Annotated in this window: 21 protein-coding genes; 19 read left to right on the top strand and 2 right to left on the bottom strand. The window is 72.2% G+C overall.

Annotated features, from left to right (window positions below):
- Positions 1–29 precede the first annotated feature (29 nt).
- Positions 30–2597, bottom strand: a complete 2568-nt coding sequence (gene valS / locus ACFQGU_RS14600; RefSeq protein ID WP_386767897.1) for a valine--tRNA ligase — start codon at positions 2595–2597, stop codon at positions 30–32.
- A 268-nt stretch (positions 2598–2865) separates the two neighbouring features.
- Between valS and ACFQGU_RS14595 the strand changes: the two genes are divergently transcribed.
- From ACFQGU_RS14595 to obgE, 14 genes are all read left to right on the top strand, one after another.
- Positions 2866–4305, top strand: a complete 1440-nt coding sequence (locus ACFQGU_RS14595) for a bifunctional folylpolyglutamate synthase/dihydrofolate synthase (RefSeq protein ID WP_386768305.1) — start codon at positions 2866–2868, stop codon at positions 4303–4305.
- Positions 4306–4315: 10 nt separating this feature from the next.
- Positions 4316–4747, top strand: a complete 432-nt coding sequence (locus tag ACFQGU_RS14590; protein WP_386767895.1) for a DUF4233 domain-containing protein — start codon at positions 4316–4318, stop codon at positions 4745–4747.
- A 54-nt stretch (positions 4748–4801) separates the two neighbouring features.
- Positions 4802–5209, top strand: coding sequence for a nucleoside-diphosphate kinase (ndk, locus tag ACFQGU_RS14585; protein ID WP_386767893.1), 408 nt, complete (start codon positions 4802–4804; stop codon positions 5207–5209).
- A gap of 252 nt (positions 5210–5461) precedes the next feature.
- The gene (locus ACFQGU_RS14580; protein WP_386767891.1) at positions 5462–6493 is read left to right on the top strand and encodes a rod shape-determining protein; all 1032 of its coding nucleotides are present in this window, start codon (positions 5462–5464) and stop codon (positions 6491–6493) included.
- Positions 6494–6606: 113 nt separating this feature from the next.
- Positions 6607–7539 (top strand): rod shape-determining protein MreC, encoded by a 933-nt coding sequence (gene mreC, locus ACFQGU_RS14575; protein ID WP_386767889.1) that lies wholly within the window; start codon positions 6607–6609, stop codon positions 7537–7539.
- Positions 7540–7551: 12 nt separating this feature from the next.
- Positions 7552–8076, top strand: a complete 525-nt coding sequence (mreD, locus tag ACFQGU_RS14570) for a rod shape-determining protein MreD (protein WP_386767887.1) — start codon at positions 7552–7554, stop codon at positions 8074–8076.
- Positions 8077–8248: 172 nt separating this feature from the next.
- Positions 8249–10654 (top strand): penicillin-binding protein 2, encoded by a 2406-nt coding sequence (gene mrdA, locus ACFQGU_RS14565; protein ID WP_386767885.1) that lies wholly within the window; start codon positions 8249–8251, stop codon positions 10652–10654.
- Positions 10651–11811 carry a rod shape-determining protein RodA gene (rodA, locus tag ACFQGU_RS14560; protein ID WP_386767883.1) on the top strand — a complete coding sequence of 387 codons (1161 nt, stop codon included), beginning with the start codon at positions 10651–10653 and terminating at the stop codon, positions 11809–11811. The genes mrdA and rodA overlap by 4 nt, the downstream gene beginning before the upstream one ends.
- A 216-nt stretch (positions 11812–12027) precedes the next feature.
- Positions 12028–13989: a TIGR03960 family B12-binding radical SAM protein gene (locus ACFQGU_RS14555; protein WP_386767881.1), complete on the top strand. Its 1962-nt coding sequence runs from the start codon at positions 12028–12030 to the stop codon at positions 13987–13989.
- Positions 13990–14766 (top strand): TIGR03936 family radical SAM-associated protein, encoded by a 777-nt coding sequence (locus tag ACFQGU_RS14550; protein ID WP_386767879.1) that lies wholly within the window; start codon positions 13990–13992, stop codon positions 14764–14766.
- 139 nt (positions 14767–14905) lie between these two features.
- Positions 14906–17614, top strand: coding sequence for an Rne/Rng family ribonuclease (locus tag ACFQGU_RS14545; protein ID WP_386767877.1), 2709 nt, complete (start codon positions 14906–14908; stop codon positions 17612–17614).
- A gap of 195 nt (positions 17615–17809) precedes the next feature.
- Positions 17810–18121, top strand: a complete 312-nt coding sequence (gene rplU, locus ACFQGU_RS14540; RefSeq protein ID WP_386767875.1) for a 50S ribosomal protein L21 — start codon at positions 17810–17812, stop codon at positions 18119–18121.
- Positions 18122–18151: 30 nt separating this feature from the next.
- Complete coding sequence (gene rpmA / locus ACFQGU_RS14535; RefSeq protein ID WP_386767873.1) at positions 18152–18403, top strand: 50S ribosomal protein L27; 252 nt, start codon at positions 18152–18154, stop codon at positions 18401–18403.
- 136 nt (positions 18404–18539) lie between these two features.
- Entirely contained in the window at positions 18540–19916 is a 1377-nt protein-coding gene (gene obgE / locus ACFQGU_RS14530) for a GTPase ObgE (protein WP_386767871.1), read from the top strand.
- A 113-nt stretch (positions 19917–20029) separates the two neighbouring features.
- Here obgE and ACFQGU_RS14525 read toward each other — a convergent pair whose 3' ends face one another.
- Entirely contained in the window at positions 20030–20326 is a 297-nt protein-coding gene (locus tag ACFQGU_RS14525) for a DUF1905 domain-containing protein (RefSeq protein WP_386767870.1), read from the bottom strand.
- 55 nt (positions 20327–20381) lie between these two features.
- Here ACFQGU_RS14525 and proB point away from each other — a divergent pair, with 55 nt between their 5' ends.
- The 5 genes from proB (at position 20382) to ACFQGU_RS14500 (ending at position 24874) form a co-directional block, all read left to right on the top strand.
- A complete protein-coding gene (gene proB, locus ACFQGU_RS14520; protein WP_386767868.1) occupies positions 20382–21500 on the top strand; it encodes a glutamate 5-kinase in 1119 nt (372 codons plus the stop codon).
- A 28-nt stretch (positions 21501–21528) separates the two neighbouring features.
- Entirely contained in the window at positions 21529–21864 is a 336-nt protein-coding gene (locus ACFQGU_RS14515) for a hypothetical protein (protein ID WP_386767866.1), read from the top strand.
- Positions 21865–21981: 117 nt separating this feature from the next.
- The gene (locus tag ACFQGU_RS14510) at positions 21982–23274 is read left to right on the top strand and encodes a cation:proton antiporter (RefSeq protein WP_386767864.1); all 1293 of its coding nucleotides are present in this window, start codon (positions 21982–21984) and stop codon (positions 23272–23274) included.
- A gap of 36 nt (positions 23275–23310) precedes the next feature.
- Positions 23311–24594 (top strand): glutamate-5-semialdehyde dehydrogenase, encoded by a 1284-nt coding sequence (locus ACFQGU_RS14505; protein WP_386767862.1) that lies wholly within the window; start codon positions 23311–23313, stop codon positions 24592–24594.
- Between the two features lie 133 nt (positions 24595–24727).
- Positions 24728–24874, top strand: a complete 147-nt coding sequence (locus tag ACFQGU_RS14500) for a hypothetical protein (RefSeq protein ID WP_386767860.1) — start codon at positions 24728–24730, stop codon at positions 24872–24874.
- The last annotated feature ends 8 nt before the right edge of the window (positions 24875–24882 follow it).

Raw genomic sequence — 24882 nt, 5'->3', positions numbered from 1 at the left:
GGCGCTCGCGGCGGGCCGGCGTGCCGCCCCTACTCCGCCACCGGGGCGAGGACGACCTCGACGCCGATCGGTCCGTCGGCCTCCACCACGTCGAACGCCGCGACCCGGCCGGCCGCCGCGAGGTCTCCCGCCGCGAGCCGGAGCCTGTCGGCGGCACCCGCCGGCGCGGACACGGTCGCGCGCTCGACGTCGGCGCGCATCGACGCCTTCGCCTCGCTCTTGGCCTTGCGGATTCCCGAGAGGGCCTGGGCGACGTCGGCCACCATCGCGGAGTCGCCGGTGGTGCCCGCGAGCTCGTCGAGGGTGGGCCAGGCGGCGCGGTGGACGCTGCCGTCCAGCCACCACGACCACACCTCCTCGGTCACGAACGGCAGCACGGGCGCGAACAGGCGCAGCTGCACCGACAGCGCGAGGGCGAGCGCGGCCTTCGCCGACGCGGCACCCTCGTGGCCGCGGCCGCCGTACGCACGGTCCTTCACGAGCTCGACGTGGTCGTCGCAGAACGACCAGAAGAACTGCTCGGCGAGCTCGAGGGCGCGCGCGTAGTTGTAGTCGTCGTACGCCGCCGTCGCATCGCGGACGACGTCCGCCAGCTGGGCGAGCATCGCGCGGTCGAGCGGGTCGGTGATCACCGACGCCTCGGTCGGGAGCGCGGCGCCGAGCCCGAGCACGAACTTGGAGACGTTGAGGATCTTGATGGCGAGACGGCGGCCGATCTTCATCTGGCCCTCGTCGAACGCGGTGTCGGTGCCGGGCCGGCCCGAGGCCGCCCAGTAGCGCACTGCGTCCGCGCCGTGCTGGTCGAGGAGGTGCCCCGGGGTCACGACGTTGCCCTTGGACTTCGCCATCTTCTTGCGGTCGGGGTCGAGGATCCAGCCGCTGATCGCCGCGTGCTTCCAGGGGAGCACGTCGTCCTCGAGGTGGGCGCGCACGACCGAGGAGAACAGCCAGGTGCGGATGATCTCGTGCGCCTGCGGGCGGAGGTCGAACGGCCAGAGGCGCGGCCAGAGGTCCTCGTCGTAGGCCCAGCCGCCGGCGATCTGCGGCGAGAGGGACGAGGTGGCCCAGGTGTCCATGATGTCGGGGTCGCCCATGAAGCCGCCCGGCTCGCCGCGCTGGCCCTCGTCGAAGCCGTCGGGGGCCTGCGACGACGGGTCGACCGGCAGCTGGTCCTCGCGCGGCAGCAGCAGCTGGCCGTAGTCCGGCAGGCCGTGCTCGTCGAGGCGGTACCAGACGGGCACGGGCACGCCGAAGAAGCGCTGGCGCGAGATGAGCCAGTCGCCGTTGAGGCCCTCGACCCACGAGGTGTAGCGGGCCTGCATGTACGGCGGGTGCCACTGCAGCTCGGAGCCGCGCTCGACGAGGCGCTGGCGCAGGTCGGCCTCGCGGCCGCCGTTGCGGATGTACCACTGGCGCGTGGTGACGATCTCGAGCGGCTTGTCGCCCTTCTCGAAGAACTTCACCTGCTGCACCGTCGGGCGCGGCTCGCCCTCGGTGAAGCCGGCGGCGTCGAGCGCCTCGACCATCCGCTCCTTCGCCGTGAACGACGTGGCGCCGGCGATGGCGGCGTACAGCTCGCGGCCGGCGTCGGTCGTGATCCACTCCGGCGTCTCGGGCAGGATCCGGCCGTCCCAGCCGATGATCGGGCGGGTCGACAGCTGCAGCTCGCGCCACCACGTGACGTCGGTGGTGTCGCCGAAGGTGCAGATCATCGCGATGCCGGACCCCTTCTCGGGGTCGGCCAGGTGGTGCGCCAGCACCGGCACCTCGACGCCGAAGATCGGCGTCGTGACCGAGCTGCCGAACAGCGGCTGGTAGCGCTCGTCGTCCGGGTGCGCCACGAGCGCCACGCATGCGGCGAGGAGCTCGGGCCGCGTCGTCTCGATGAACACGCGGCTGCCGCCGGCCGCGGGGAAGCCCACGCGGTAGTACTTGCCCTCGCGCTCGCGGTCCTCGAGCTCGGCCTGGGCCACCGCGGTGCGGAAGGTGACGTCCCAGAGCGTCGGTGCCTCGGCCTGGTAGGCCTCGCCGCGGGCGAGGTTGCGCAGGAAGGCGCGCTGGCTCGTGCTCTGCGCGTTGCGGTCGATGGTCTGGTACTTCTGGTCCCAGTCGACCGACAGGCCGAGCCGGCGCCAGAGCTCCTCGAACACCTTCTCGTCCTCGATCGTCAGGCGCTCGCACAGCTCGACGAAGTTGCGGCGCGAGATCGGCACCTGGTCCTTGCCGGGCTTCTCCGGCGGCTCGTAGCCGTCGACGTACGGGAGCGACGGGTCGCAGCGCACGCCGAAGTAGTTCTGCACCCGGCGCTCGGTCGGGAGGCCGTTGTCGTCCCAGCCCATCGGGTAGAAGACCTCGAGGCCCCGCATGCGCTGGTAGCGCGCGATGCAGTCGGTGTGCGTGTACGAGAACACGTGACCGACATGCAGCGACCCGCTGACCGTGGGCGGCGGGGTGTCGATCGAGTAGATCTGCTCGCGGACCTTGCTGCGGTCGAAGCGGTAGGTGCCCCGCTCGTCCCATACGCCCGCCCAGCGGTCCTCGAGGCCGTCAACGGTCGGCTTCTCCGGGACGCGCGTGTCGTGCGCAGGGGTGCTCATGGCCGGTAATCCTAGGGAACGTCCGGGGGTGTCTCCGACCGCGTTCCCGCCCGGCGGCCGAGGGGTCCGGCGGGCCGTAGGCTCTCGGCTCGTGGCACCCCGTGACGAGAACGACGACGACCCGTACTTCGCCGACGCCGCGGACCAGGACGACGACCTCCCCGAGGAGACCGAGGAGGACGTCGACCGCGAGCTGGTGCGCCTGCGCGACGAGCTGCGCGGCCCGATCGTGGTCGACGACGAGGACGACTCCGGCCTCGGTGCCGCGATCGACGAGGACGAGCTCGACCTCTGGGGTGCGCGCGAGGTCGACGAGCACGCCCCGGCCGCCCCGCTCGGCGACGACGCGCACGCGGGGCTGCTCGCCCGGTACGTCGAGGTCGAGCGAGAGCTCGCCACCCGCTGGCCGGAGTCGAAGCTCGAGCCGAGCCTCGACCGGGTGCGCGCCGTCGTCGACATCCTCGGCGACCCGCAGAAGGCCTATCCCGTCATCCACGTGGCCGGTACCAACGGCAAGACGTCGACGGCGCGGATGATCGAGTCGCTGCTGCGGTCCTTCGGCCTGCGCACCGGCCTCACCACGAGCCCGCACCTGCACTCGGTCCGCGAGCGGATCCGGCTCGACGGCGAGGCGGTCGACCTCGAGCGCTTCGTGGCCGTGCACGACGACATCGCGCCGTACGTCGACGCCGTCGACCGTCGCACGGTCGAGCTGGGCGGCCCGCGCCTGTCGTACTTCGAGATGCTCACGGTGATGGCGTTCGCGACCTTCGCCGACGCGCCCGTCGACGTCGCCGTGATCGAGACCGGCATGGGCGGCACCTGGGACGCCACCAACGTGGCCGACGGCTCGGTCGCCGTGATCACGCCGATCGATCTCGACCACCAGGAGTACCTGGGCCCCGACATCGCCACGATCGCGGGCGAGAAGGCCGGGATCATCAAGGACCAGGCGGCCGTGGTGCTCGCTCGCCAGGGCCTCGAGGCCGCGGAGGTGCTGCTGCGCCGCACCGTCGAGGCCGGGGCCACCGTCGCGCGCGAGGGAGTGGAGTTCGGCGTCGTGAGCCGTGCACCGGCGGTGGGCGGCCAGGTGCTCGCGCTGCAGGGCCCGGGCGCGCTGTACGACGACATCTTCCTTCCGCTGTTCGGCGAGCACCAGGCGTCGAACGCCGCCGTGGCGCTGGCCGCGGTCGAGGCGTTCCTCGGCGGTGGTGCGCAGAGCCTCGACCCCGAGCTCGTGCGCGCAGGCTTCGCCTCGGTGAGCTCGCCCGGCCGGCTCGAGGTGGTGCGGCGCGGGCCGACCGTCGTCGTCGATGCGGCCCACAACCCGCACGGCGCACGGGCTCTCGCCTCCGCGATCGCCGACGGCTTCGAGTTCACGCGCCTGATCGGCGTCGTGGCGGTGCTCACCGACAAGGACGCGCGCGGGCTGCTGATCGCGCTCGAGCCGATCCTCGCCGAGGTGGTCGTCACGCGGTCGACGTCGCCCCGTGCGGTCGACCCCGACGAGCTCGCGGCCCTGGCGGTCGAGGTGTTCGGGCAGGAGCGGGTGCACGTGGCGGCCCGGCTGTCGGAGGCGATCGACGTCGCCGTCGAGCTGGCCGACGAGGCAGCGGCCGAGCTCGGCGGGGGAGCGGGCGTGCTCGTCACCGGGTCCGTCGTCACGGCTGCCGAGGCGCGCGCGCTGCTCGGCCGGGTCGAGGCGTGAGGCGGTCGCGATGAAGGTCGTGCTGCCCGCGATCCTGCTGCTCGAGGCGATCGTCGTCGCCCTCGCCATCCCCGTGGCGCTCGCCGTCGACGACCGCGGGCCCACCTCGGCCATCGTGCTGGGCGTGCTGGCGATCCTGCTCGCGCTCGGCTCGGGCGCGGTACGCCGCCCCCGGGGCGTGGCGGTGGGCTGGGTGCTCCAGGCCCTCGTCGTGCTCTCCGGGCTGCTGGTTCCCGCCCTCGCGGTGCTCGGCCTCCTCTTCCTCGGCGTCTGGGTGCTCGGCGTGATCTACGGGGCCAAGGGCGACGTGCTCGCGGCCCAGAACCGGGCTGCCGAGGCCGCCTGGCAGGCCGAGCAGGCGGCCAAGGCAGCCGAGGCCGCGGCGTCCGACGTCGTCGAGCCGGGCTCGGCCGAGGATCGGGCGCCCGGCTCCGCCGGTTAGGATCCGTGGGCCGCTCGCACCGAGCCGGCACCCCTTCGTGATCTGGAGCTCCCCGTGTCCGAGCGCACCCTCGTCCTCGTCAAGCCCGACGGCGTCGCCCGCGGCCTGGTCGGAGAGGTGCTCTCGCGGATCGAGCGCAAGGGCTTCACCCTGGTCGCCCTCGAGCTCCGCACCCTCGACCGCGCCACCGCCGAGTCGCACTACGGCGAGCACGCCGAGAAGCCGTTCTTCGGCGAGCTCGTCGACTTCATCACCTCCGGCCCGCTGCTCGCCGCCGTGATCGAGGGCCGCGAGGCCATCTCCTCGTGGCGCACGATGATGGGCGCCACCGACCCGGCCAAGGCCGCCCCGGGCACCATCCGCGGCGACCTCGCCACCGTGATGAGCGAGAACGTCTCGCACGGCTCGGACTCGCCCGAGTCCGCCGCCCGCGAGATCGCCCTCTTCTTCCCCCACCTCTGACCCGGTCCGGTTCTCCCGATAAGGACGGAATCCGCCCGCGAAGGGCCGTTTCTGCCCGTGATGGGAGAACCGAGCCGCGGGGGAACGGCGTGGCGTCGGTCACGCGCGGTGACCGGATCCCGCACGAACAGGCCCGGGGCCGTCCGACCGACATTTCCGGGGGACGCCGTCTGGCCGTTACCCTGAGGTCTCGATCGCGCTGCGCACTGACGCTCGGCACGCCCAGAACCACCCGGAAGGCTTCCCCGCCCTATGGCCAACAACCTGTCGTTCATCGGCCGTGACATGGCCGTCGACCTGGGTACGGCGAACACGCTCGTCTACGTGCGTGGTCGCGGCATCGTGCTCAACGAGCCCAGCGTCGTCGCGATCAACAACAACACCGGCGGCATCCTCGCCGTGGGCGCCGAGGCGAAGAAGATGATCGGCCGCACGCCGGGCAACATCGTCGCCATCCGCCCGCTGAAGGACGGCGTCATCGCCGACTTCGACACCACCGAGCGCATGCTCCGCTACTTCATCCAGAAGGTGCACAAGCGGCGCCACCTGGCCAAGCCGCGCCTCGTCGTCTGCGTGCCCTCGGGCATCACCGGCGTCGAGCAGCGTGCGGTGAAGGACGCCGGGTACGCCGCGGGCGCCCGCAAGGTCTACATCATCGAGGAGCCCATGGCCGCCGCCATCGGCGCCGGGCTCCCCGTGCACGAGCCGACCGGCAACATGGTCGTCGACATCGGCGGTGGCACCACCGAGGTCGCGGTCATCTCCCTCGGCGGCATCGTGACCAGCCTCTCCATCCGCGTGGGCGGTGACGAGCTGGACAGCTCGATCATCAACTACGTGAAGAAGGAGTACTCCCTCATGCTCGGCGAGCGCACCGCCGAGGAGATCAAGATGGCGATCGGCTCGGCGTTCCCGAGCCCGGACGAGCCGCACGCGGAGATCCGCGGCCGCGACCTCGTCACCGGTCTCCCGCGCACGGTCGTCGTCACGGCGGAGGAGATCCGCCGCGCCATCGACGAGCCCGTCAACGCGATCGTCGACGCCGTCAAGACCACGCTCGACCGCACGCCGCCGGAGCTCTCCGGCGACATCATGGACCGCGGCATCGTCCTCACCGGCGGCGGCGCGCTCCTCGCGGGCCTCGACGAGCGCCTCCGTCACGAGACCGGCATGCCGATCGTGATCGCCGAGGACCCGCTCGACTGCGTGGCCCTCGGGTCGGGCAAGTGCGTCGAGGAGTTCGAGGCGCTTCAGCAGGTGCTCATCTCCGAGCCCCGGAACTGACGCGCCGAGCGCTGCGACCTGCGTCGCAGCGCCTGGCAGGAACCTAGGCTTGCGCCCGCGACGTCGAATCGTCGCGGGCGCAATGCGTGACAGGCGACAGGAGCGGCTAGTCCATGCGGGACAACAGAAGGACGCGGACCATCCTCGGTCTGCTCCTGCTGACGTCGCTGACCCTCGTCATCCTCAACCTTCGCGGCAGCGGTGACGGCGCCCGCGACAGCGCAGGCGGCTTCTTCGGCCCCGTCCAGTCGGCAGTGAGCGCGGTCGTCCGGCCGGTGACCGACTTCTTCGGCTCGGTCGGCAGCCTCGGCTCCAAGGACCAGCAGATCGCCGACCTGCAGGCACGCATCGACGAGCTCGAGCAGCAGGTCAACACCACCGAGTTCGACCGCAACCGCGCGCGCGAGCTCGACGAGCTCCTCGGCCTCGCCGGCCGCGGCCAGTACGAGACGGTGCCGGCCCAGGTCGTGGCGAGCGGCCCGGCCCAGGGATTCGGCTGGACCGTCACGATCGACGCGGGTCGCAGGGACGGCGTCACGATCGACCAGAACGTCGTGAACGGCCAGGGCCTCGTCGGGCGCGTCATCCGCGTCAACGAGACGACGTCGGTCGTGGCGCTGCTCGTCGACGCCACCTCCACCGTCGGCGCCCGGGTCGAGGCCTCGCTCGAGAAGGGCTTCCTCAACGGCACGGGCGACCCCCGCTCGCTCGAGCTGCAGCTGCTCGACCCGTTCGCCCCCGTGCAGAAGGGCGACCGCCTCGTGTCGTTCGGCTTCGAGGGCGGCGTGTACGTCGCCGGCATCCCCCTGGGCACGATCACCGAGGTCCGGGGCACGCCGGGTCAGCTCACCCGCATCGCGACCGTCGTGCCGTTCGTCGACGTCACGAGGCTCGACCTCGTGGGCGTCATCGTCCAGCCGCCGCGCACCGACCCCCGCGACTCCGTGCTGCCGCCGAAGCCCACGGCCTCCCCGAGCGCCACGCCGTCCGCGACCCCGAGCGGCTCGTCGACCGCGTCGCCGGGCGCCTCGCCGTCGGCCTCCTGAGGCGGCGCCGACATGTCCTGGTTGCGTGCGGGCCTCATGGCCGTCCTGCTGCTCACCGCCGTCCTCCTGCAGCTCACCGTGCTGCCGCTGTTCGGGCTCCCAGGGGCGACCCCGGACATCGTGGCCGTGACGGTCATCGGCCTCGGGTTCGTGGGCGGGCCGGTGCGGGGCACCGTCGCCGGCTTCTCGGCAGGGCTCCTGCTCGACCTGCTGCCTCCGGCGGACGGCCTGCTCGGCCTCTCGGCCGTCGTGCTCGTCGTCGTGGGCTACCTCGCCGGGCTGCTCGGCCAGACCGAGCGCTCCCCGCTGGCCGCCGTGGGCCTCACGGGCTTGCTCACGGGCGGCATCGTGCTCGGCTTCGCGCTGGTCGGCGGAGTCGTCGCCGACCCCCGCGTGTCGTGGGAGCGGGTGCCGGGGCTGCTGCTCACGCAGGTGGCGTACGCCGTCGTGCTCGCACCCTTCGTGCTCGCCCTCGTCACCTGGCTCTGGCGCAAGGTCGACCCGCCCCCGCCCCGGTACGACGTCGGCCGGGCCTGAGAGCGCGCTGTACGGACGGGCACGAGCCCCTTCCCGGCGGGCTTACCCTTGTCCTTGTCGGTCTGAGTCCTGCGTCACCCCGGGGAACCCCCGATCCGCCGCCGTCGTCGGAACCTTCGGACCGATCGCGCCCGCCTGGACCCGCCCGCACCCACCCCTGGAGCCCTGACTCGTGAGCGACCGGTCGTCGTTGCGCCTCGCGGTGCTCGGTGTGCTGCTGTTCTCGCTCCTCATCACCCTCGTGAGCCGGCTGTTCTTCCTGCAGGTCGTCTCCGCCGACGTCTACACCGCGAAGGCCGACGCCAACGGCACCCGCGAGGTCGTCACGCCGGCCACCCGCGGCCTGATCCTCGACCAGCTCGGCCGTCCTCTCGTCTCCAACCGCACGTCCCTGGTCGTCAGCGTCGACCGCACCGAGCTCGCCAAGCAGAAGGACGACGGCAAGGCCGTGCTCACGCGCCTCGCCAAGGCGCTCGACACCACCTACACCGCGCTGTCGTACAAGCTCGAGCTCTGCGGCCCCGAGGCCCACGAGAAGCCGCCCATCTGTTGGAACGGCTCGCCCTTCCAGCCGATCCCCGTGGCGAAGGACATCACCCAGGACCTCGCGCTCACGATCATGGAGAAGCGCTCCGACTACCCGGGTGTCACCGCGGGCCTCGAGGCGGTGCGCGAGTACCCCACGCCCGACAAGGCCAACGCGGCGCACATCCTCGGCTACCTCGGCCCGGTGAGCGACACCGAGCTCGCGGCGCAGAAGGCCGCGCGCGACGCCGGCACGATCCCCGCGGACGAGTCGCTGCTGCGCCGCACCGACCTCGTCGGCCGATCGGGCCTCGAGGCGGAGTACGACGCCCAGCTGCGCGGCGAGCCGGGCATCAAGAAGCTCGCCGTCGACCAGGCCGCGAACGTCGTCGGCACCGTGAGCGAGACCGACTCGGTGCCGGGCAACTACCTGGTGACGAACATCGACTCCAAGCTCCAGGCCGTGGTCGAGAAGGAGCTGCTCGCCGCCATCACCAAGGCGCGCAACACCCCTGACCGCACCGACAAGTCGCGCAACTACAAGGCCGACTCGGGCGCTGCCGTCGTCATGGACGTGACGAACGGCCACGTGCTCGCGATGGCGAGCTATCCGACGTACGACCCCACCGTGTGGGTCGGCGGCATCTCGTCCAAGGAGTACAAGGCGCTCACGGCGAAGTCGTCGAACTACCCGCTGATCTCGCGCGCCATCCAGGGCCAGTTCGTCCCGGCGTCGACGTTCAAGATCGTGTCGGCGTCGGCGGCCCTCGCGAACGGCTACGGACAGAGCTCGATCTTCGACTGCCCGTCGCAGTACGAGGTCGGCACCCAGATCTTCCGCAACTTCGAGGGCGAGCAGTTCGGCCGCCTCTCGCTGTCCCGCGGCCTCGCGGTCTCCTGCGACACCATGTGGTACGAGGTCTCCTACCGCTGGTGGCTGCAGGACGGCGGCCTCACGCCGAAGACGAACCCCAAGGACCCGATCGAGACGATGGCCAAGGCCTACGGCTTCGGCAAGCGCACGGGCATCGACCTCCCGAGCGAGTCGCGCGGCCGCGTCGGTGGCCGCGAGTTCCGCAAGCTGCTGTACGACCAGCTCTCGGACGCCTGGTGCAAGCGCGCCGTCGACGGCTACCCCGAGGTGGCCAAGACCGACCCCAACCGGGCGATCTTCCTCAAGGCCCTGGCCAAGGAGAACTGCGCCGACGGCGACAAGTTCCGCGCCGGTGACGCCGTCAACCTCTCGATCGGCCAGGGCGACATGGTCGTGACGCCGCTGCAGATCGCGCAGGCGTACGCCGCGCTCGCCAACGGCGGCACGATCTGGCAGCCGCAGATCGCCAAGGGCTTCATCTCCTCGAGCGGCAAGGTCGTGGACAAGGTCGAGCCCAAGAAGATGGGCACGCTCCCGGTCTCCCAGAGCGATCTTGCGTTCCTGCGCCGCGCCTTCACCGAGGTGACCACCGAGCCGTACGGCACCGGCTACAACCCGTTCCGCGGCTTCCCGCTCGACCGGATCCCCGTGGCGGCCAAGACCGGTACCGGCCAGGCTGCGACCGCCGGCGACCAGTCGACCTCGTGGTTCGCGACCTTCGCGCCGTCCAACGCCCCGAAGTACGCCGTCGTGATGATGGTGTCGCAGGGTGGCACCGGTGCCAGCACCAGCGCCCCGAGCGTGCGCCGCATCTACGAGGCCATCTACGGCATCACGGGCAGCACGGTCGACCCGTCGAAGTCGGTGCTGGTCGGGTCGAAGCCCTCGACCAAGCTGCCCAAGGTGAAGTCCGACGGCACCCCTGTCTACCCGGGCATGCCGAAGACGGTGAAGTCGTCGGGCCCCGCGCCGGCCGCCTCGACGACCCCCGGGGCCAGCGCCACCCCCTCGGCGACCTCGTCGGTCGACGACGGCGCGGTCCCGGACTCCGGCGGCACGGCGGCCGGGCTCGTGGCGATGCCGCCGCTCGTGGTCGCGGGGCTGCTGAACCGCGCCCGGCGACGACGGCACGGCTCGACCGTCACGGCGCAGGCCCTCGGATCGAGGTGGGCGTCATGACGCTGGCGTACAAGAGCCCGACGGCGCCGCCGCGCAAGCGCGAGTCGGCCCTGCGCCGCGTCGACTGGACCCTCGTCCTGGTCGCGCTCGCGCTCTCGGTGCTCGGTGCGCTGCTCGTGTGGTCGGCGACATCGGGGAAGCTGTCGACGTACGACAACGACCCGCAGGCGTACCTCAAGAAGCACCTGATCAACCTCGTCATCGGCGTGGCCCTCGCGGTGCTGGTGTCGCGGTTCGACTACCGGCTGCTGCGCGCGTACACCCCGATCCTGTGGGTGGTCTCGGTCATCGGCCTCGTCGTGGTGCTCTCGCCGATCGGCACGGAGATCAACGGCGCGCAGGCGTGGATCTCCCTGCCTGCGGGCTTCACGATCCAGCCGTCGGAGTTCGCGAAGATCGCGATCATCCTCGGGATGTCGATGCTGCTCTCGGAGAAGCGCGACGCCGAGGACGAGCCGCGCGACATCGACGTCTTCTACGCACTGCTCGTGGCCGCGGTGCCCATCGGCCTCGTGATGCTGCAGCCCGACCTCGGCACGGTCATGGTCACGGCGTGCGCGGTGTTCGGGATCATCGCGGTGTCCGGGGCCAAGACGCGCTGGCTCGTCGGGATCCTCGCCACCGCCGCGATCGGGTCGTTCGTGGCGCTGCAGGTGGGGATCCTGAAGCAGTACCAGGTCGACCGCCTGACGGCATTCGCCGACCCGGCCAACGACCCGCGCGGCATCGGCTACAACACCCAGCAGGCGCGTATCGCGATCGGCTCCGGCGGCTGGTTCGGCCAGGGGCTGTTCGAGGGCCCGCAGACGCAGGGCCGGTTCGTGCCCTACAACCAGACCGACTTCGTCTACTCGGTGGCGGGGGAGGAGCTCGGCTTCGCCGGCGCCGCGGCCATCATCGTGCTGCTCGGCGTCCTGCTCTGGCGCGCGGTGCGCATCGCGATCCGCGCCTCGGACCTCTTCGGCCGCCTCGTCGCGTCGGGCATCGCGGTCTGGATCGGCTTCCAGGCCTTCGAGAACATCGGCATGAACCTCGGCATCATGCCCGTCACCGGCGTACCGCTCCCGTTCGTCTCCTACGGCGGCACCAGCATGTTCGCCAACTGGATCGCCATCGGCCTCCTCCTCAACGTCCACATGAAGACCAAGGAGAAGTAGAGCCCGTTTGCGATGAAGGCGACCTTCATCCAATAGAGCCGAACAATTCCGGCCATCATCGCCGGGTCTTTGGATGGTGTCCCCTGCTCGGCGAGGCCGTCGGCCATCGTCGCCCAGCGGGTGCCCAGCCTTCATACGGAACGAGCCGGGATGCTGGGGCCGCGGGGTTCGTTAGGATCGCCTTCGTTCCCCTGCTCCTCCTGGAAAGGCCGCCCCGTGCCCGTCGAGTCTGTGTTCCCCCAGCTCGAGGCGCTCCTGCCGCTGGTGTCCAAGCCGGTCCAGTACGTCGGCGGCGAGCTCAACGCCGTCACCAAGGAGTGGGACTCCGTCGCCGTCCGCTGGGTGCTCATGTACCCGGACGCGTACGAGGTCGGCGTGCCCAACCAGGGCGTGCAGATCCTGTACGAGGTCATCAACGAGCGCCCCGACGCCCTCGCCGAGCGCACGTACGCCGTCTGGCCCGACCTCGAGAAGCTGATGCGGGAGAACGCCGTCCCGCAGTTCACCGTCGACCAGCACCGCCCGGTCGGCGCGTTCGACCTGTTCGGCCTCAGCTTCTCCACCGAGCTCGGCTACACCAACATGCTCACCGCGATTGACCTCGCGGGCATCCCGCTGCACGCGCGCGACCGCGACGAGACGCACCCGGTCGTCATCGCCGGCGGCCACGCGGCCTTCAACCCCGAGACCATCGCCGACTTCGTCGACGCCGCCGTGCTCGGCGACGGCGAGCAGGCGGTGCTCGCGATCACCGACATCGTGCGCGACTGGAAGGCCGAGGGCCGCCCCGGCGGCCGCGAGGAGCTGCTGCTCCGCCTCGCGCGCACCGGCAACGTCTACGTGCCGGCCTTCTACGACGTCGACTACCTCCCCGACGGCCGTATCCAGCGCGTGGCGCCCAACCGCCCCGGCGTGCCGTGGCGCGTCAGCAAGCACACGGTGATGGACCTCGACGAGTGGCCCTACCCGAAGGCTCCGCTCGTGCCGCTCGCCGAGAGCGTGCACGAGCGCATGAGCGTCGAGATCTTCCGCGGCTGCACCCGCGGGTGCCGCTTCTGCCAGGCAGGCATGATCACGCGCCCGGTCCGCGAGCGCAGCGCGCGCAGCATCGCCGAGATGGTCGACAACGGCCTCGAGAAGACCGGCTACGAGGAGGTCGGCCTGCTCAGCCTCTCGAGCGCCGACCACAGCGAGATCGCCGCGCTCGCCAAGGGCCTGGCAGACCGGTACGAGGGCACCGAGACCGGCCTCAGCCTGCCGAGCACGCGCGTCGACGCGTTCAACATCGACCTCGCCAACGAGCTCACCCGCAACGGCCGCCGCAGCGGGCTCACCTTCGCGCCCGAGGGCGGCAGCGAGCGCATGCGCCGCGTGATCAACAAGATGGTGACCGAGGAAGACCTCATCCGCACCGTCACCACGGCGTACGGCAACGGCTGGCGCAACGTCAAGCTCTACTTCATGTGCGGCCTCCCCACCGAGACCGACGAGGACGTGCTGCAGATCGCCGAGGTCGCGCGCCGCGTGATCGAGGCGGGCCGCAAGGCCAGCGGCACCCGCGACATCCGCTGCACCGTCAGCATCGGGGGCTTCGTCCCCAAGCCGCACACGCCGTTCCAGTGGGCCGCGCAGCTCGACCACGAGACCACCGACGCCCGCCTGCACAAGCTGCGCGACGCGATCCGCGCCGACCGTCAGTACGGCAAGGCGATCGGCTACCGCTATCACGACGGCCGGCCCGGCATCGTCGAAGGACTGCTCAGCCGTGGAGACCGCCGCATCGGCGCCGTCATCGAGCAGGCCTGGCGCGACGGCGCCCGCTTCGACGGCTGGAGCGAGCACTTCTCGTTCGACCGCTGGATGGGTGCGGCCGACGTCGCCCTGGCCGACCTGCCCGTCGACGTCGCCTGGTACACCACCCGTGAGCGCGAGTACACCGAGGTGCTCCCCTGGGACCACCTCGACAGCGGCCTCGACAAGGACTGGCTCTGGGAGGACTGGCAGGACGCGCTGTCCGAGGTTCCGGTCGAGGACTGCCGCTGGACCCCGTGCTTCGACTGCGGCGTCTGCGACCAGATGGGCACCGAGATCCAGGTCGGCCCCACCGGGGTCACCCTCCTCGGCATGCCGGCGCTTCCCGTGCGCGGCGAGGGCCTCACGCCCGAGCCGGCGGTCTAGATGGCACGCCAGGCACCGGTCCGCGACGTCGCGCCGACCGTCCAGCGGCTGCGGCTGCGCTACGCCAAGCGCGGCCGGCTCCGGTTCACGAGCACCCGCGACTTCCAGCGCGCCTTCGAGCGCGCGCTGCGCCGCACGGGCGTCCCCATGGCCTACAGCCAGGGCTTCAACCCGCACCCGCGCATCTCCTACGCGAACGCCGCGCCCACGGGCACGGCCAGCGAGGCCGAGTACGTCGAGATCGCGGTGACCGCCGTGCTCGACCCCGACAAGGTGCGCGAGGCGCTCGACGAGGCCCTGCCGCCGGGCATCGACGTGCTCGAGGTGGTGCAGGTGCGCACGCCCGACCTGGCCGACCGCCTCCAGGCGAGCGTGTGGACCCTCGAGCTCCCCGGCCTGCCGATCGAGCAGGTCGAGGCAGCCGCCGCGGCGTTCCTCGCGGCGGACGTGGTCGAGGTCCAGCGCCTCACGAAGTCCGGCATGCGGACGTTCGACGCGCGCGGCCCGGTGGTCCGGCTCGAGGCGCGCCACGCGCAGCCGGAGGCTGCCGGGGGAGACTCGGGCGAGCCCTGTGCGATACTCGCCCTGGTCGTAAGGCACGTAACCCCGTCCGTGCGACCCGACGACGTCCTCGCCGCTCTGCGGCTTGTGGCCGACCTGGTGCCGCCGGTCCCCCCTCGGGTGACCCGGCTGGCGCAGGGGCCGCTCGCTGCGGACGCGAGCACCGGACCCGTGATCCTCACGGTGTCCGATCCGCTCGCGGCTGACCGCGCCTGAGGCCGGCGTCGGCACCGGTCCACGCCTCTCCGGGCGCGTACCGATGCATCCCACTGGCTTTCGTCCGGTGCCTCGGTGCCGGGCGACGTGACCTCCGCGCGGTTCCCCGGAACCCGGAGGTCGGACAGGAGTAGTTCGCGTGAGCGACGAGACCCCCACCACCACCACCGACGCGACCGACGGCCCCGCCGCACGCCGCCCCCGCCGCCGCGCGGCCGGGCGACCGGCCGGCCCGCCCGTCGTCGCCCCTGCGGGCGAGAGCACGCCCGAGGCACCCGCCGCGGACGAGGCGCCCGCCGCCGCGGCACCCGCCAAGAAGTCGGCCGCCAAGAAGGCGCCTGCCAAGAAGCCGGCGGCCAAGAAGACCGCGGCCAAGAAGTCCGCGCCGAGCGCCGAGCCCGAGCCCGCCGAGGCCCCGGCCGACGCTGCGCCCACGGACGCTGCACCCACCGACAAGCCCGCCAAGCGCACCCGTAGCCGCAAGGCCATCGAGGTGCCGGCGTTCTCCGCCGTCGTCGACGGCACCGTCGCCCCCGAGCCGTCCGCCGCTCCGGCCGCAGGCATGCTCATGTTCCAGGCGCCGAGCGCCGACGCCCCGCCCGCCCGCAAGCGCCCCGCCAAGAAGGCCGCCGCCCCCGTGGTGGAGGAGCCCGTCGTCGAGGACGAGGAGCTCGAGGCCGACGCGGACGCCGAGACCGAGGTCGAGGTCGACGCCGAGGCCATCGACGCGGAGGACGAGGGCGGCAGCACCGCCGCCCGTCGCCGTCGCCGTCGGGGCGGCCGCGGCCGTCGTCGCCGGACCGGCGAGGACGCCGACGGCTCGGACGAGTCCGACAACGACGACGTCGAGCCGACCGAGGCCGCAGAGACCGCCGAGGAGTCCGACGACTCCGAGGACGGCGACCGTTCCGAGGGCAGCAGCCGTCGTCGCCGCCGTCGTCGCCGGGGCGCCTCGGGCGACGGTGCCGATCAGGACGACCCGCCGAACACCGTAGTGCGCGTGCGTGAGCCGCGTCAGCGCTCCGCGTCGTCCGAGGTCACCTCCGTCAAGGGCTCGACCCGCCTCGAGGCCAAGAAGCAGCGCCGTCGCGAGGGCCGCGAGGCCGGACGTCGCCGTCCGTCGATCCTCACCGAGGCCGAGTTCCTCGCCCGCCGCGAGGCCGTCGAGCGCGTGATGGTCGTGCGCCAGCGCGACGACCGCACCCAGATCGCCGTGCTCGAGGACGGCGTGCTCGTCGAGCACTACGTCAACCGCAACAACGGCGCCTCGATGATCGGCAACGTCTACCTGGGCAAGGTCCAGAACGTGCTGCCGAGCATGGAGGCCGCATTCGTCGACATCGGTCGCGGCCGCAACGCCGTCCTCTACGCCGGCGAGGTCAACTGGGACGCCGCCGGCCTCGAGGGCCAGCCCAAGCGCATCGAGGCCGCGCTCAAGCCCGGTGACCCCGTGCTCGTGCAGGTCAGCAAGGACCCGCTCGGCCACAAGGGCGCGCGCCTCACGGCGCAGATCTCGCTGCCCGGCCGCTTCGTCGTCTACGTGCCCGAGGGCCAGATGACGGGCATCAGCCGCAAGCTGCCGGACGCCGAGCGCTCCCGCCTCAAGGCGATCCTGCGCCAGGTCGTGCCCGAGGACGCCGGCGTCATCGTGCGCACGGCGGCCGAGGGCGCTGCGGAGGAGGAGCTGCGTCGCGACGTCGAGCGCCTCGCCGACCAGTGGACCCAGATCCAGGAGAAGATCTCGGCCGCCAACGGCGGCCCCGCGCTCCTGCACGGCGAGCCCGACCTCGCGATCAAGGTCGTCCGCGACATCTTCAACGAGGACTTCACCCAGCTCCTCGTCGAGGGCTCGGAGATCGCCGAGACGCTGACGGAGTACGTCGCCGGCGTGGCACCCGACCTCGCCGAGCGCGTCCGGCCGTGGGTCGGCCCCGGCGACCTGTTCCGCGAGATGCGCATCGACGAGCAGCTCGCCAAGGCGCTCGACCGCAAGGTGTGGCTGCCCTCGGGCGGCTCGCTCGTGATCGATCGCACCGAGGCGATGACCGTCGTCGACGTCAACACCGGCAAGTTCACCGGTCAGGGCGGCAACCTCGAGGAGACGGTCACCCGCAACAACCTCGAGGCCGCGGAGGAGATCGTCCGCCAGCTCCGGCTGCGCGACATCGGCGGCATCATCGTCGTCGACTTCATCGACATGGTGCTCGAGAGCAACCGCGACCTCGTCCTGCGCCGCCTGGTCGAGTGCCTCGGCCGCGACCGCACCAAGCACCAGGTCGCCGAGGTCACCTCGCTCGGGCTCGTGCAGATGACGCGCAAGCGCATCGGCCAGGGCCTGCTCGAGGTCTTCAGCGAGACCTGCGAGGCCTGCCAGGGACGCGGCTACCACGTCCACAGCGAGCCGGTCGCCGCCAAGGCGACCGCCGGTGAGGGCGAGCCCGACGCCGGCGGCGCGGGCGGCCGCAGCCGCAAGCGCAAGGGCGCGGAGCCCGAGGGCGGCGGCCGCAAGGGCCGCAAGTCCGCCGCAGCCGCTCCCGAGGTCGAGCCGCGCGCGATCGACCCGAAGGTGACCGAGGCGATGGAGAAGGTCCACGCCGCGGCCGCCAAGCGGGCCGCCGACGCCGCCGCCGCCGCGGCTGCCGAGGCCTCCGCCGCGGTCGCCGAGGACCAGGCCCACCACGCCGAGCAGCCCGAGGAGCCCCGTGAGGGCACCGCCACGGCCCCGGAGACCCCCCGTGCGTCCCAGGAGGCCCCCGCGGCCTCCGAGGCGCCGGAGAGCAAGCCCGCCCCGCGCAAGCGGGGTCCGCGCAAGGCCACCCGCAAGGCAGGCCCGGCCTCGGCCGGGTGAGCCTGCTCACGCGGAGCGAGCCGTGGGCGGGTCGGCCGGGGGGCCGGTTTGACCCGCACACGGCCCGGTTCGTACCCTTGACCCTCGGTGCCCAGGCACCCGTGACGCCTCCAGGCCTCTGGATTCGGTTCAACCTCCTTCCGAGGTCGCTGCCGTGGGCGTCGTCCCGAGAACGTTTGTGAATGGAGATCCGCGGTGTACGCCATCGTCAAGGCCGGCGGCCGGCAGGAGAAGGTCGCTGTCGGCGACGTCATCGAGCTGGACCGTCAGGGCAACGACGCCGGGTCGACCATGACCCTGCCCGCGCTGCTTCTCGTGGACGGTGAGACCGTCACCAGCGACGCGAAGGCGCTCGCAGGCGTCACCGTCACCGCCGAGGTCGTCGAGCACACCAAGGGCCCGAAGATCCGTATCCAGAAGTACAAGAACAAGACCGGCTACAAGCGCCGCCAGGGCTTCCGCGCGAAGCTCACCAAGGTGCGCGTGACCGGCATCGAGACCTCCTGAGCGCCTGAGACGACCGAGGACTGACGACACATGGCTCACAAGAAGGGTGCTTCCAGCACCAGGAACGGCCGCGACTCCAACGCCCAGCGCCTCGGCGTGAAGCGCTTCGGTGGTCAGCAGGTCAACGCCGGCGAGATCATCGTCCGCCAGCGCGGCACCCACTTCCACCCGGGTGAGAACGTCGGCCGCGGCAAGGACGACACGCTGTTCGCCCTCGCCGCCGGCGCGGTCGAGTTCGGCACCCGTCGCGGTCGCCGCGTCGTCAACGTCGTCGGTGAGTGACCGCACGACCCACGCATGACCCTGTCGTGAGGGGGCGAGCCGTTCGGCTCGCCCCCTCACGCATGCCCGCCCTGCGCACCACCCCCTGAGCCACCCGCACCGATCGCCGCACCGCAGCAGAACCGAGAGCAGACACATGACCACCTTCGTCGACCGCGTCGTCCTGCACGTCGCGGGCGGGGACGGCGGCCACGGCTGCGCCTCGGTCTACCGCGAGAAGTTCAAGCCCCTCGGCGGCCCGGACGGCGGCAACGGCGGCCACGGCGGCGACGTGCGCCTGGTGGTCGACCCCAACGTCACCTCGCTGCTTGAGTTCCACCACGGCCCGCACCGCCGCGCCGGCAACGGCCGCCCGGGCGAGGGCGGCCACCGCAACGGCGGCCAGGGTGCCGACATCGTCCTGCGCGTCCCGCCGGGCACGGTCGTGCTCGACAACCGCGGCAACGTCCTGGCCGACCTCGTGGCCGGCGGCATGGAGGCCGTGATCGCCCGGGGCGGCCACGGCGGCCTCGGCAACGCGGCGCTCGCGAGCACGCGCCGCAAGGCCCCGGGCTTCGCGCTGCTCGGTGAGCCGGGCGAGGCGCTCGACGTCGTGTTCGAGCTGAAGTCCGTCGCCGACGTCGCGCTCGTCGGCTTCCCGAGCGCCGGCAAGTCCTCGCTCATCGCCGCGATGTCCGCGGCCCGTCCGAAGATCGCCGACTACCCGTTCACGACGCTGGTGCCCAACCTCGGCGTCGTCACCGCGGGCGACACCGTCTTCACCGTCGCCGACGTCCCCGGCCTCATCCCGGGCGCGAGCGAGGGCAAGGGCCTCGGCCTGGAGTTCCTGCGCCACGTCGAGCGCTGCCACGTGCTCGTGCACGTGCTCGACTGCGCGACGCTCGACCCGGGCCGTGACCCGCTGACCGACCTCGACGTGATCGAGGCCGAGCTCGCGGCGTACGGCGGCACCGAGGGCGACCTCGCCGACCGGCCGCGCCTCGTCGTCCTCAACAAGGTGGACGTGCCCGAGGCGCGCGAGCTCGCCGACCTCGTGAAGCCCGAGCTGGAGGCGCGCGGCCTCACCGTGGTCGAGGTCAGCGCCGTCGCTCACGATGGCCTGCGCGAGCTCGGCTTCGCCATGGCGAAGCTCGTGAAGGAGCGCCGCGATAGCGTGATCGTCGAGGTGGCGCCCCGCGTCGTGCTCACGCCGAAGGCCGTCGACGACACCGGCTTCACCGTCACGCGCGAGGAGGACGCCGAGGGCGTCCGCTACCTCGTGCGCGGCGAGCGCCCGCAGCGATGGGTGCGCCAGACGGACTTCTCCAACGACGAGGCCGTGGGCTATCTCGCCGACCGCCTCGCGCGCCTCGGCGTCGAGGACAAGCTCCTCGAGCTCGGCGCGGTTCCCGGTGCCACGGTCGTCATCGGCCCGGAGGACAACGCCGTGGTCTTCGACTTCGAGCCGACCATCGCCGCCGGCACGCCGCTCGGCGGCCCCCGCGGCAGCGACGACCGCCTGCTCGGCCACTGACCCTGCACCCTCCCGCGCAGTCACGGCGATTTGCCCCCGGATTGGCTGCTTCTGCAGCGGTTTGGTCGTGAAGTCACGACCAAACCGGGGGCAGATTCACGCGCCGAGCGGGGTCAGACGTGCACCACGAGGTGCACGTCGACCTCGTCGCCGTCCTCGATCCGCTCCTTCCGGCGTACGCCGGCCTTCACGGGCAGCAGGTAGCGGCCCGACTTCGCGTCCGGGAACACCGAGGTCTCCCAGGTGCTCGCGCCGACGGTGACAGTCACGCGCACCGAGCCGAAGCCGGGGCCGGGCTCGACGCACGAGCGGATGTCGTCGCTCACGGCCTCGGGCACGGTGAGGAAGTGCCACGCGCTCTCGCCGCTCCAGCGCCACAGCGGCGCGGCGAAGGCCGCCTCGATGCTCATGCGCCGTTGATACCACCCGGGGCCGACGTCGACCGCCCTGGCAGGATGTGCGCTCGTGGGCAAGCGGCAGGTCGTCACCAGGGCCTCGCGCGTCGTGGTGAAGGTCGGGTCGTCGTCCCTGACCAACCGCGGCGGCGGGCTCGACGCCGTGCGCGTGGACGCATTGGTCGACGCTCTCGGCGACCGGCTCGGCGCCGGCGTCGAGCTGGTGCTGGTCAGCTCCGGCGCGATCGCGACCGGCCTTCCTACGCTGAAGATCAGCCGCCGTCCGCGCGACCTCGCCACCCAGCAGGCGGCAGCGAGCGTGGGTCAGGGGATCCTGCTCGCCCACTACACCGGCGCGTTCGCCCGCCACGGCCGCACGGTCGGCCAGGTGCTGCTCACCGCCGAGGACGTGATCCGCCGCAGCCACTACCGCAACGCGCAGCGCACCCTCTACCGGCTGCTTGAGCTCGGCGTCGTCCCGATCGTCAACGAGAACGACACCGTCGCAACGGACGAGATCCGCTTCGGCGACAACGACAGGCTCGCGGCCCTCGTCGCCCACCTCGTGCAGGCCGACCTCCTCGTGCTGCTGTCGGACGTCGACGGGCTGTACGACGGCCCGCCGAGCCGCGACGGGTCCTCGCTCATCACCGACGTGCGCGGGGAGTCCGACCTCGCCGGGGTCGAGGTCGGCGGCACCGGATCAGGAGTGGGCCTCGGCGGCATGGTCACCAAGGTCGAGGCCGCGCGCATCGCGACCTCCGCCGGGATCCCGGTGGTGCTGACGAGCGCGGACAATGCGGCGTCCGCGCTCTCGGGCGCCGCGGTCGGCACGCTCTTCCACGCGACCGGGGAGCGCAGCGGCACCCGGCTGCTCTGGCTGCGCCACGCAACGGCGGGACGCGGCGGGCTCACGCTCGACCCCGGGGCCGTCGACGCCGTCGTACGCCGGCGGCTCTCGCTGCTGCCTGCCGGCATCACGTCGGTCACCGGCGTGTTCGTCGCGGGTGATCCGGTGGACCTGCTCGACGAAAACGGCAACACCGTGGCCCGCGGGCTGGTCAACTTTGACTCGACAGAGCTTCCAGGCCTGCTCGGGCGTTCCACCCGCGACCTGGCCCGGGAGCTGGGGCCGGCGTACGAGCGGGAGGTCGTCCACCGCGACGACCTGGTCGTCCTACGCCCGTAGGCGCGGTCGCGAGGAGGTGCCAGGAGCCGTGTTCCCGTTCTGGCACGTCACGCTCACCGTCGCCGGCGACCCCGTCGCCGAGCCCGAGATCCGCGTCGCGCTGGAGCACCTCAGCCACGACCATCCGTTCCTGCTCTCGGGCCGGTACGGCGCCGACCGCGCCGAGGTGCGCTACTGGGAGGAGGCGGCCGACGCCCAGTCGGTCGTCGCCCTCGCCCTCAGCCTCTGGGCCGAGCACAAGGAGCGCTGCGGCCTCCCGGACTGGCAGGTCGTCGGCGTCGAGGTGGTCGACCGCGACATGTTCCACCGGCGCGGCCGGATGCCTGCCGTGCCGATGAGCCTGGTCGGCGTAGCCCCGTTCTGACCGTGGGCGAGCCCGGCGGCCGCGGCGGTCCGCACGCCGCCCGCTGATGCGGCGCTGCTCCACGAACTCGTCGGCTCGTCAGCACCGCTGTGCGCTCTGCGCGCCTACGGTGGCCAGATGGTGGAGATCGAGGGCTCGGGCGTGCTCTACGCCGTCGCGGGGTTTGCGACGCTGGCGGCCGCGCTCCTTCCCAAGCTCCTCGGCCGGGTGCCGGTGTCGATGCCCATGGTGTTCCTCGGCGCGGGGATCCTGGCGTTCGCGCTCTTCCCGGCCCTCCCCGATCCCGATCCGGTCGCGGGCAGCGACGTCGCCCTGCACCTGACCGAGGTCTGCGTCCTCGTCTCGCTCATGGGTGCGGGCCTCGCGCTCAACCGACCGGTGGGCTGGGGCACCTGGTCCTCCACCTGGCGGCTGCTCGCGATCACGATGCCGGTGTCGATCCTCGCGGTCGGCATCCTCGGATGGGCCGTGCTCGGCCTCGGAGCGGCGAGCGCCGTGCTGCTCGCCGCGGTGCTCGCGCCCACCGACCCGGTGCTCGCGACCGAGGTGCAGGTCAGCGAGCCGGTCACCGAGGAGGACGCCGCCGACGACGAGGCGCGGTTCGCCCTGACGTCCGAGGCCGGGCTCAACGACGGGCTCGCGTTCCCGTTCACCTACGCCGCCGTGGCCATCAGCCTCGTGGGTGTCGCGCCCGCGGCGTGGCTCGGACAGTGGGTGCTGGTGGACGTGCTCTGGAGGCTGGGGGCCGGCATCGCGACCGGTCTGGCCGTGGGGTGGCTGCTCGGTCACCTGTTCTTCTCGACCCTCGCCGAGCGCTTCCACCTCGCCGAGAAGTCCGAGGGGTTCGTGGCGATCGCAGCCACCTTCATGGCCTACGGCGTTGCGGAGGCGATCCACGGCTACGGCTTCATCGCGGTGTTCGTCTGCGCCTGCACCCTCCGCGCAGCCGAGCGGCAGCACGGGTACCACGTGGTGCTGCACACCTTCGTCGAGCAGATCGAACGCATCCTCACCGTCGTCGTGATCGTGCTGCTCGGCGGCGCCGTCGGTCGCGGGCTGCTCGTGGGCATCGGGTGGAGCGAGATCGTGGTGGCCGCGGCGGTGCTGCTCGTCGTCCGCCCGCTCGCCGGGTGGATCGGGCTCACGCCGGGCAAGACCGGTCCACGGGAGCGAGCAGTCATCGCCTTCTTCGGCGTCCGGGGCGTGGGCTCGTTCTTCTACGTCGCCTTCGCGCTCAGCGAGGGCGACTTCCCCGCGGGCGACTACATCTGGTCCGTCACCGCTCTCGTGGTCGTGGGCTCGATCGTCGTCCATGGGATCACGGCGACGCCGGTGATGCTGCTCCTCGACTCGCGACGGCGGCGCGAGGCCGCCCGGCGCGGCGCCGAGGTCGAGGAGACGCCGGTCTGAGCAGGTGGGCGGAGCGTCGCCGGTACCCTCGACCCCGTGAGCGAGAACACCAGCAGCGACCGCGACGCCGTCCACGAGGTCGCCCGCGCGGCCCGCGAGGCAGCCGTCACGCTGCGCGCGCTGCGCCGCAGCCAGAAGGACGCCGCGGTGCTCGCGATCGCCGATGCCCTCGACGCCGCCACCGACCGCGTGGTGGCGGCCAACGCGGTCGACGTCGCGCGAGCGGTCGAGAACGGCACCGACCCCGCGATCGTCGACCGGCTCACCCTGACGCCGGACCGCCTGCACGCGATCGCGGACGCCGCGCGCGACGTCGCAGCCCTGCCCGACCCCGTCGGCGAGGTCGTCCGCGGCTACGCGCTCCCGAACGGCCTCGACGTGCGGCAGGTGCGCGTGCCCCTCGGCGTCGTCGGGATGATCTACGAGGCGCGCCCGAACGTCACCGTCGACGCCGCGGTGCTGTGCCTGAAGAGCGGCAACGCCTCCCTGCTGCGCGGCAGCTCGTCGGCGTACGGCACGAACGTGGTCCTGGTCGAGGTGATGCGCGAGGCGCTGGTGGCCGCAGGCCTGCCCGCCGACGCGATCGCGCTCGTGCCCGGCACCACGCACGAGTCGGTGAAGCACCTCATGACCGCGCGCGGCCTGGTCGACGTGCTGATCCCGCGCGGGGGAGCGGGGCTGATCCGCAGCGTCGTCGAGGAGTCCACCGTGCCGGTGATCGAGACGGGGGTGGGCAACTGCCACGTCTACGTCGACGCCGCGGCCGACCTCGACAAGGCCGTCGCGATCCTCGTCAACGCCAAGACGCAGCGCGTGAGCGTGTGCAACACCGCGGAGACCTTCCTGGTGCACGCCGACGTGGCCGACGCCTTCCTGCCGCGCGCGCTGTCGGCCCTGCGCGACAAGGGCGTCACGATCCACGGCGACGCCCGGATGGCGCCGTACGCCGAGGCCGCAGGGATCGCGTTCGCGCCCGTCACCGACGAGGACTGGGCGGCGGAGTACTACTCGCTCGACATCGCCGCCGGCGTCGTCGAGGACCTCGACGCCGCGCTCACCCACATCCGCCGCTGGTCGTCCGGGCACACCGAGGCGATCGTGAGCGACTCGGCGTCGGCCATCCAGGCCTTCATCACCGGCGTCGACTCCGCAGCGGTCATGGTCAACGCGTCAACCCGCTTCACCGACGGCGCCGAGTTCGGCTTCGGTGCGGAGATCGGCATCTCCACCCAGAAGCTGCACGCCCGCGGCCCCATGGGCCTCGCGGAGCTGACGAGCACGACGTACGTCGTCACCGGCGACGGGCACGTGCGCGGCTGACCCGCCCGGGTCACGATCGGGACGCGTCCGCGGGCCGGTCAGGGCCTCCGGCCCTGCCCGTTGCTATTCTCGCCCCTACCCGGACACGGGCATGTGCGTCGCGCCGTGCGACGAGGAGCGAGGGGTACGCGCGATGAACGCCGCAGCTTTCCTGGCCGAGGCCACGATGGTCGCCAACGAGCACTCCGACCTGCCGTCGAAGTGGGCCTTCGGGGCGTTCACGCTCGTCGTGCTCCTCGCGCTGCTCTTCGTGGTCACCCGCGTCAACATCGACCGCTGACGGGCGCC

This window comes from Longivirga aurantiaca, from assembly GCF_042660085.1.
GTDB lineage: Bacteria > Actinomycetota > Actinomycetes > S36-B12 > CAIYMF01 > Longivirga > Longivirga aurantiaca.
The sequence above is the reverse complement of the archived record's forward strand: the minus strand, read 5'-3'. Positions and strand labels throughout refer to the sequence as shown.

Coding starts and splice junctions, on each gene's coding strand:
- obgE (WP_386767871.1), top strand. CDS start 18,540: ATGACCACCTTCGTCGACCGCGTCGTCCTGCACGTCGCGGGCGGGGAC.
- ACFQGU_RS14590 (WP_386767895.1), top strand. CDS start 4,316: ATGAAGGTCGTGCTGCCCGCGATCCTGCTGCTCGAGGCGATCGTCGTC.
- mreC (WP_386767889.1), top strand. CDS start 6,607: ATGCGGGACAACAGAAGGACGCGGACCATCCTCGGTCTGCTCCTGCTG.
- rpmA (WP_386767873.1), top strand. CDS start 18,152: ATGGCTCACAAGAAGGGTGCTTCCAGCACCAGGAACGGCCGCGACTCC.
- ACFQGU_RS14550 (WP_386767879.1), top strand. CDS start 13,990: ATGGCACGCCAGGCACCGGTCCGCGACGTCGCGCCGACCGTCCAGCGG.
- ACFQGU_RS14580 (WP_386767891.1), top strand. CDS start 5,462: ATGGCCAACAACCTGTCGTTCATCGGCCGTGACATGGCCGTCGACCTG.
- mreD (WP_386767887.1), top strand. CDS start 7,552: ATGTCCTGGTTGCGTGCGGGCCTCATGGCCGTCCTGCTGCTCACCGCC.
- ACFQGU_RS14525 (WP_386767870.1), bottom strand. CDS start 20,326: ATGAGCATCGAGGCGGCCTTCGCCGCGCCGCTGTGGCGCTGGAGCGGC.
- rodA (WP_386767883.1), top strand. CDS start 10,651: ATGACGCTGGCGTACAAGAGCCCGACGGCGCCGCCGCGCAAGCGCGAG.
- ACFQGU_RS14500 (WP_386767860.1), top strand. CDS start 24,728: ATGAACGCCGCAGCTTTCCTGGCCGAGGCCACGATGGTCGCCAACGAG.
- valS (WP_386767897.1), bottom strand. CDS start 2,597: ATGAGCACCCCTGCGCACGACACGCGCGTCCCGGAGAAGCCGACCGTT.
- ACFQGU_RS14510 (WP_386767864.1), top strand. CDS start 21,982: ATGGTGGAGATCGAGGGCTCGGGCGTGCTCTACGCCGTCGCGGGGTTT.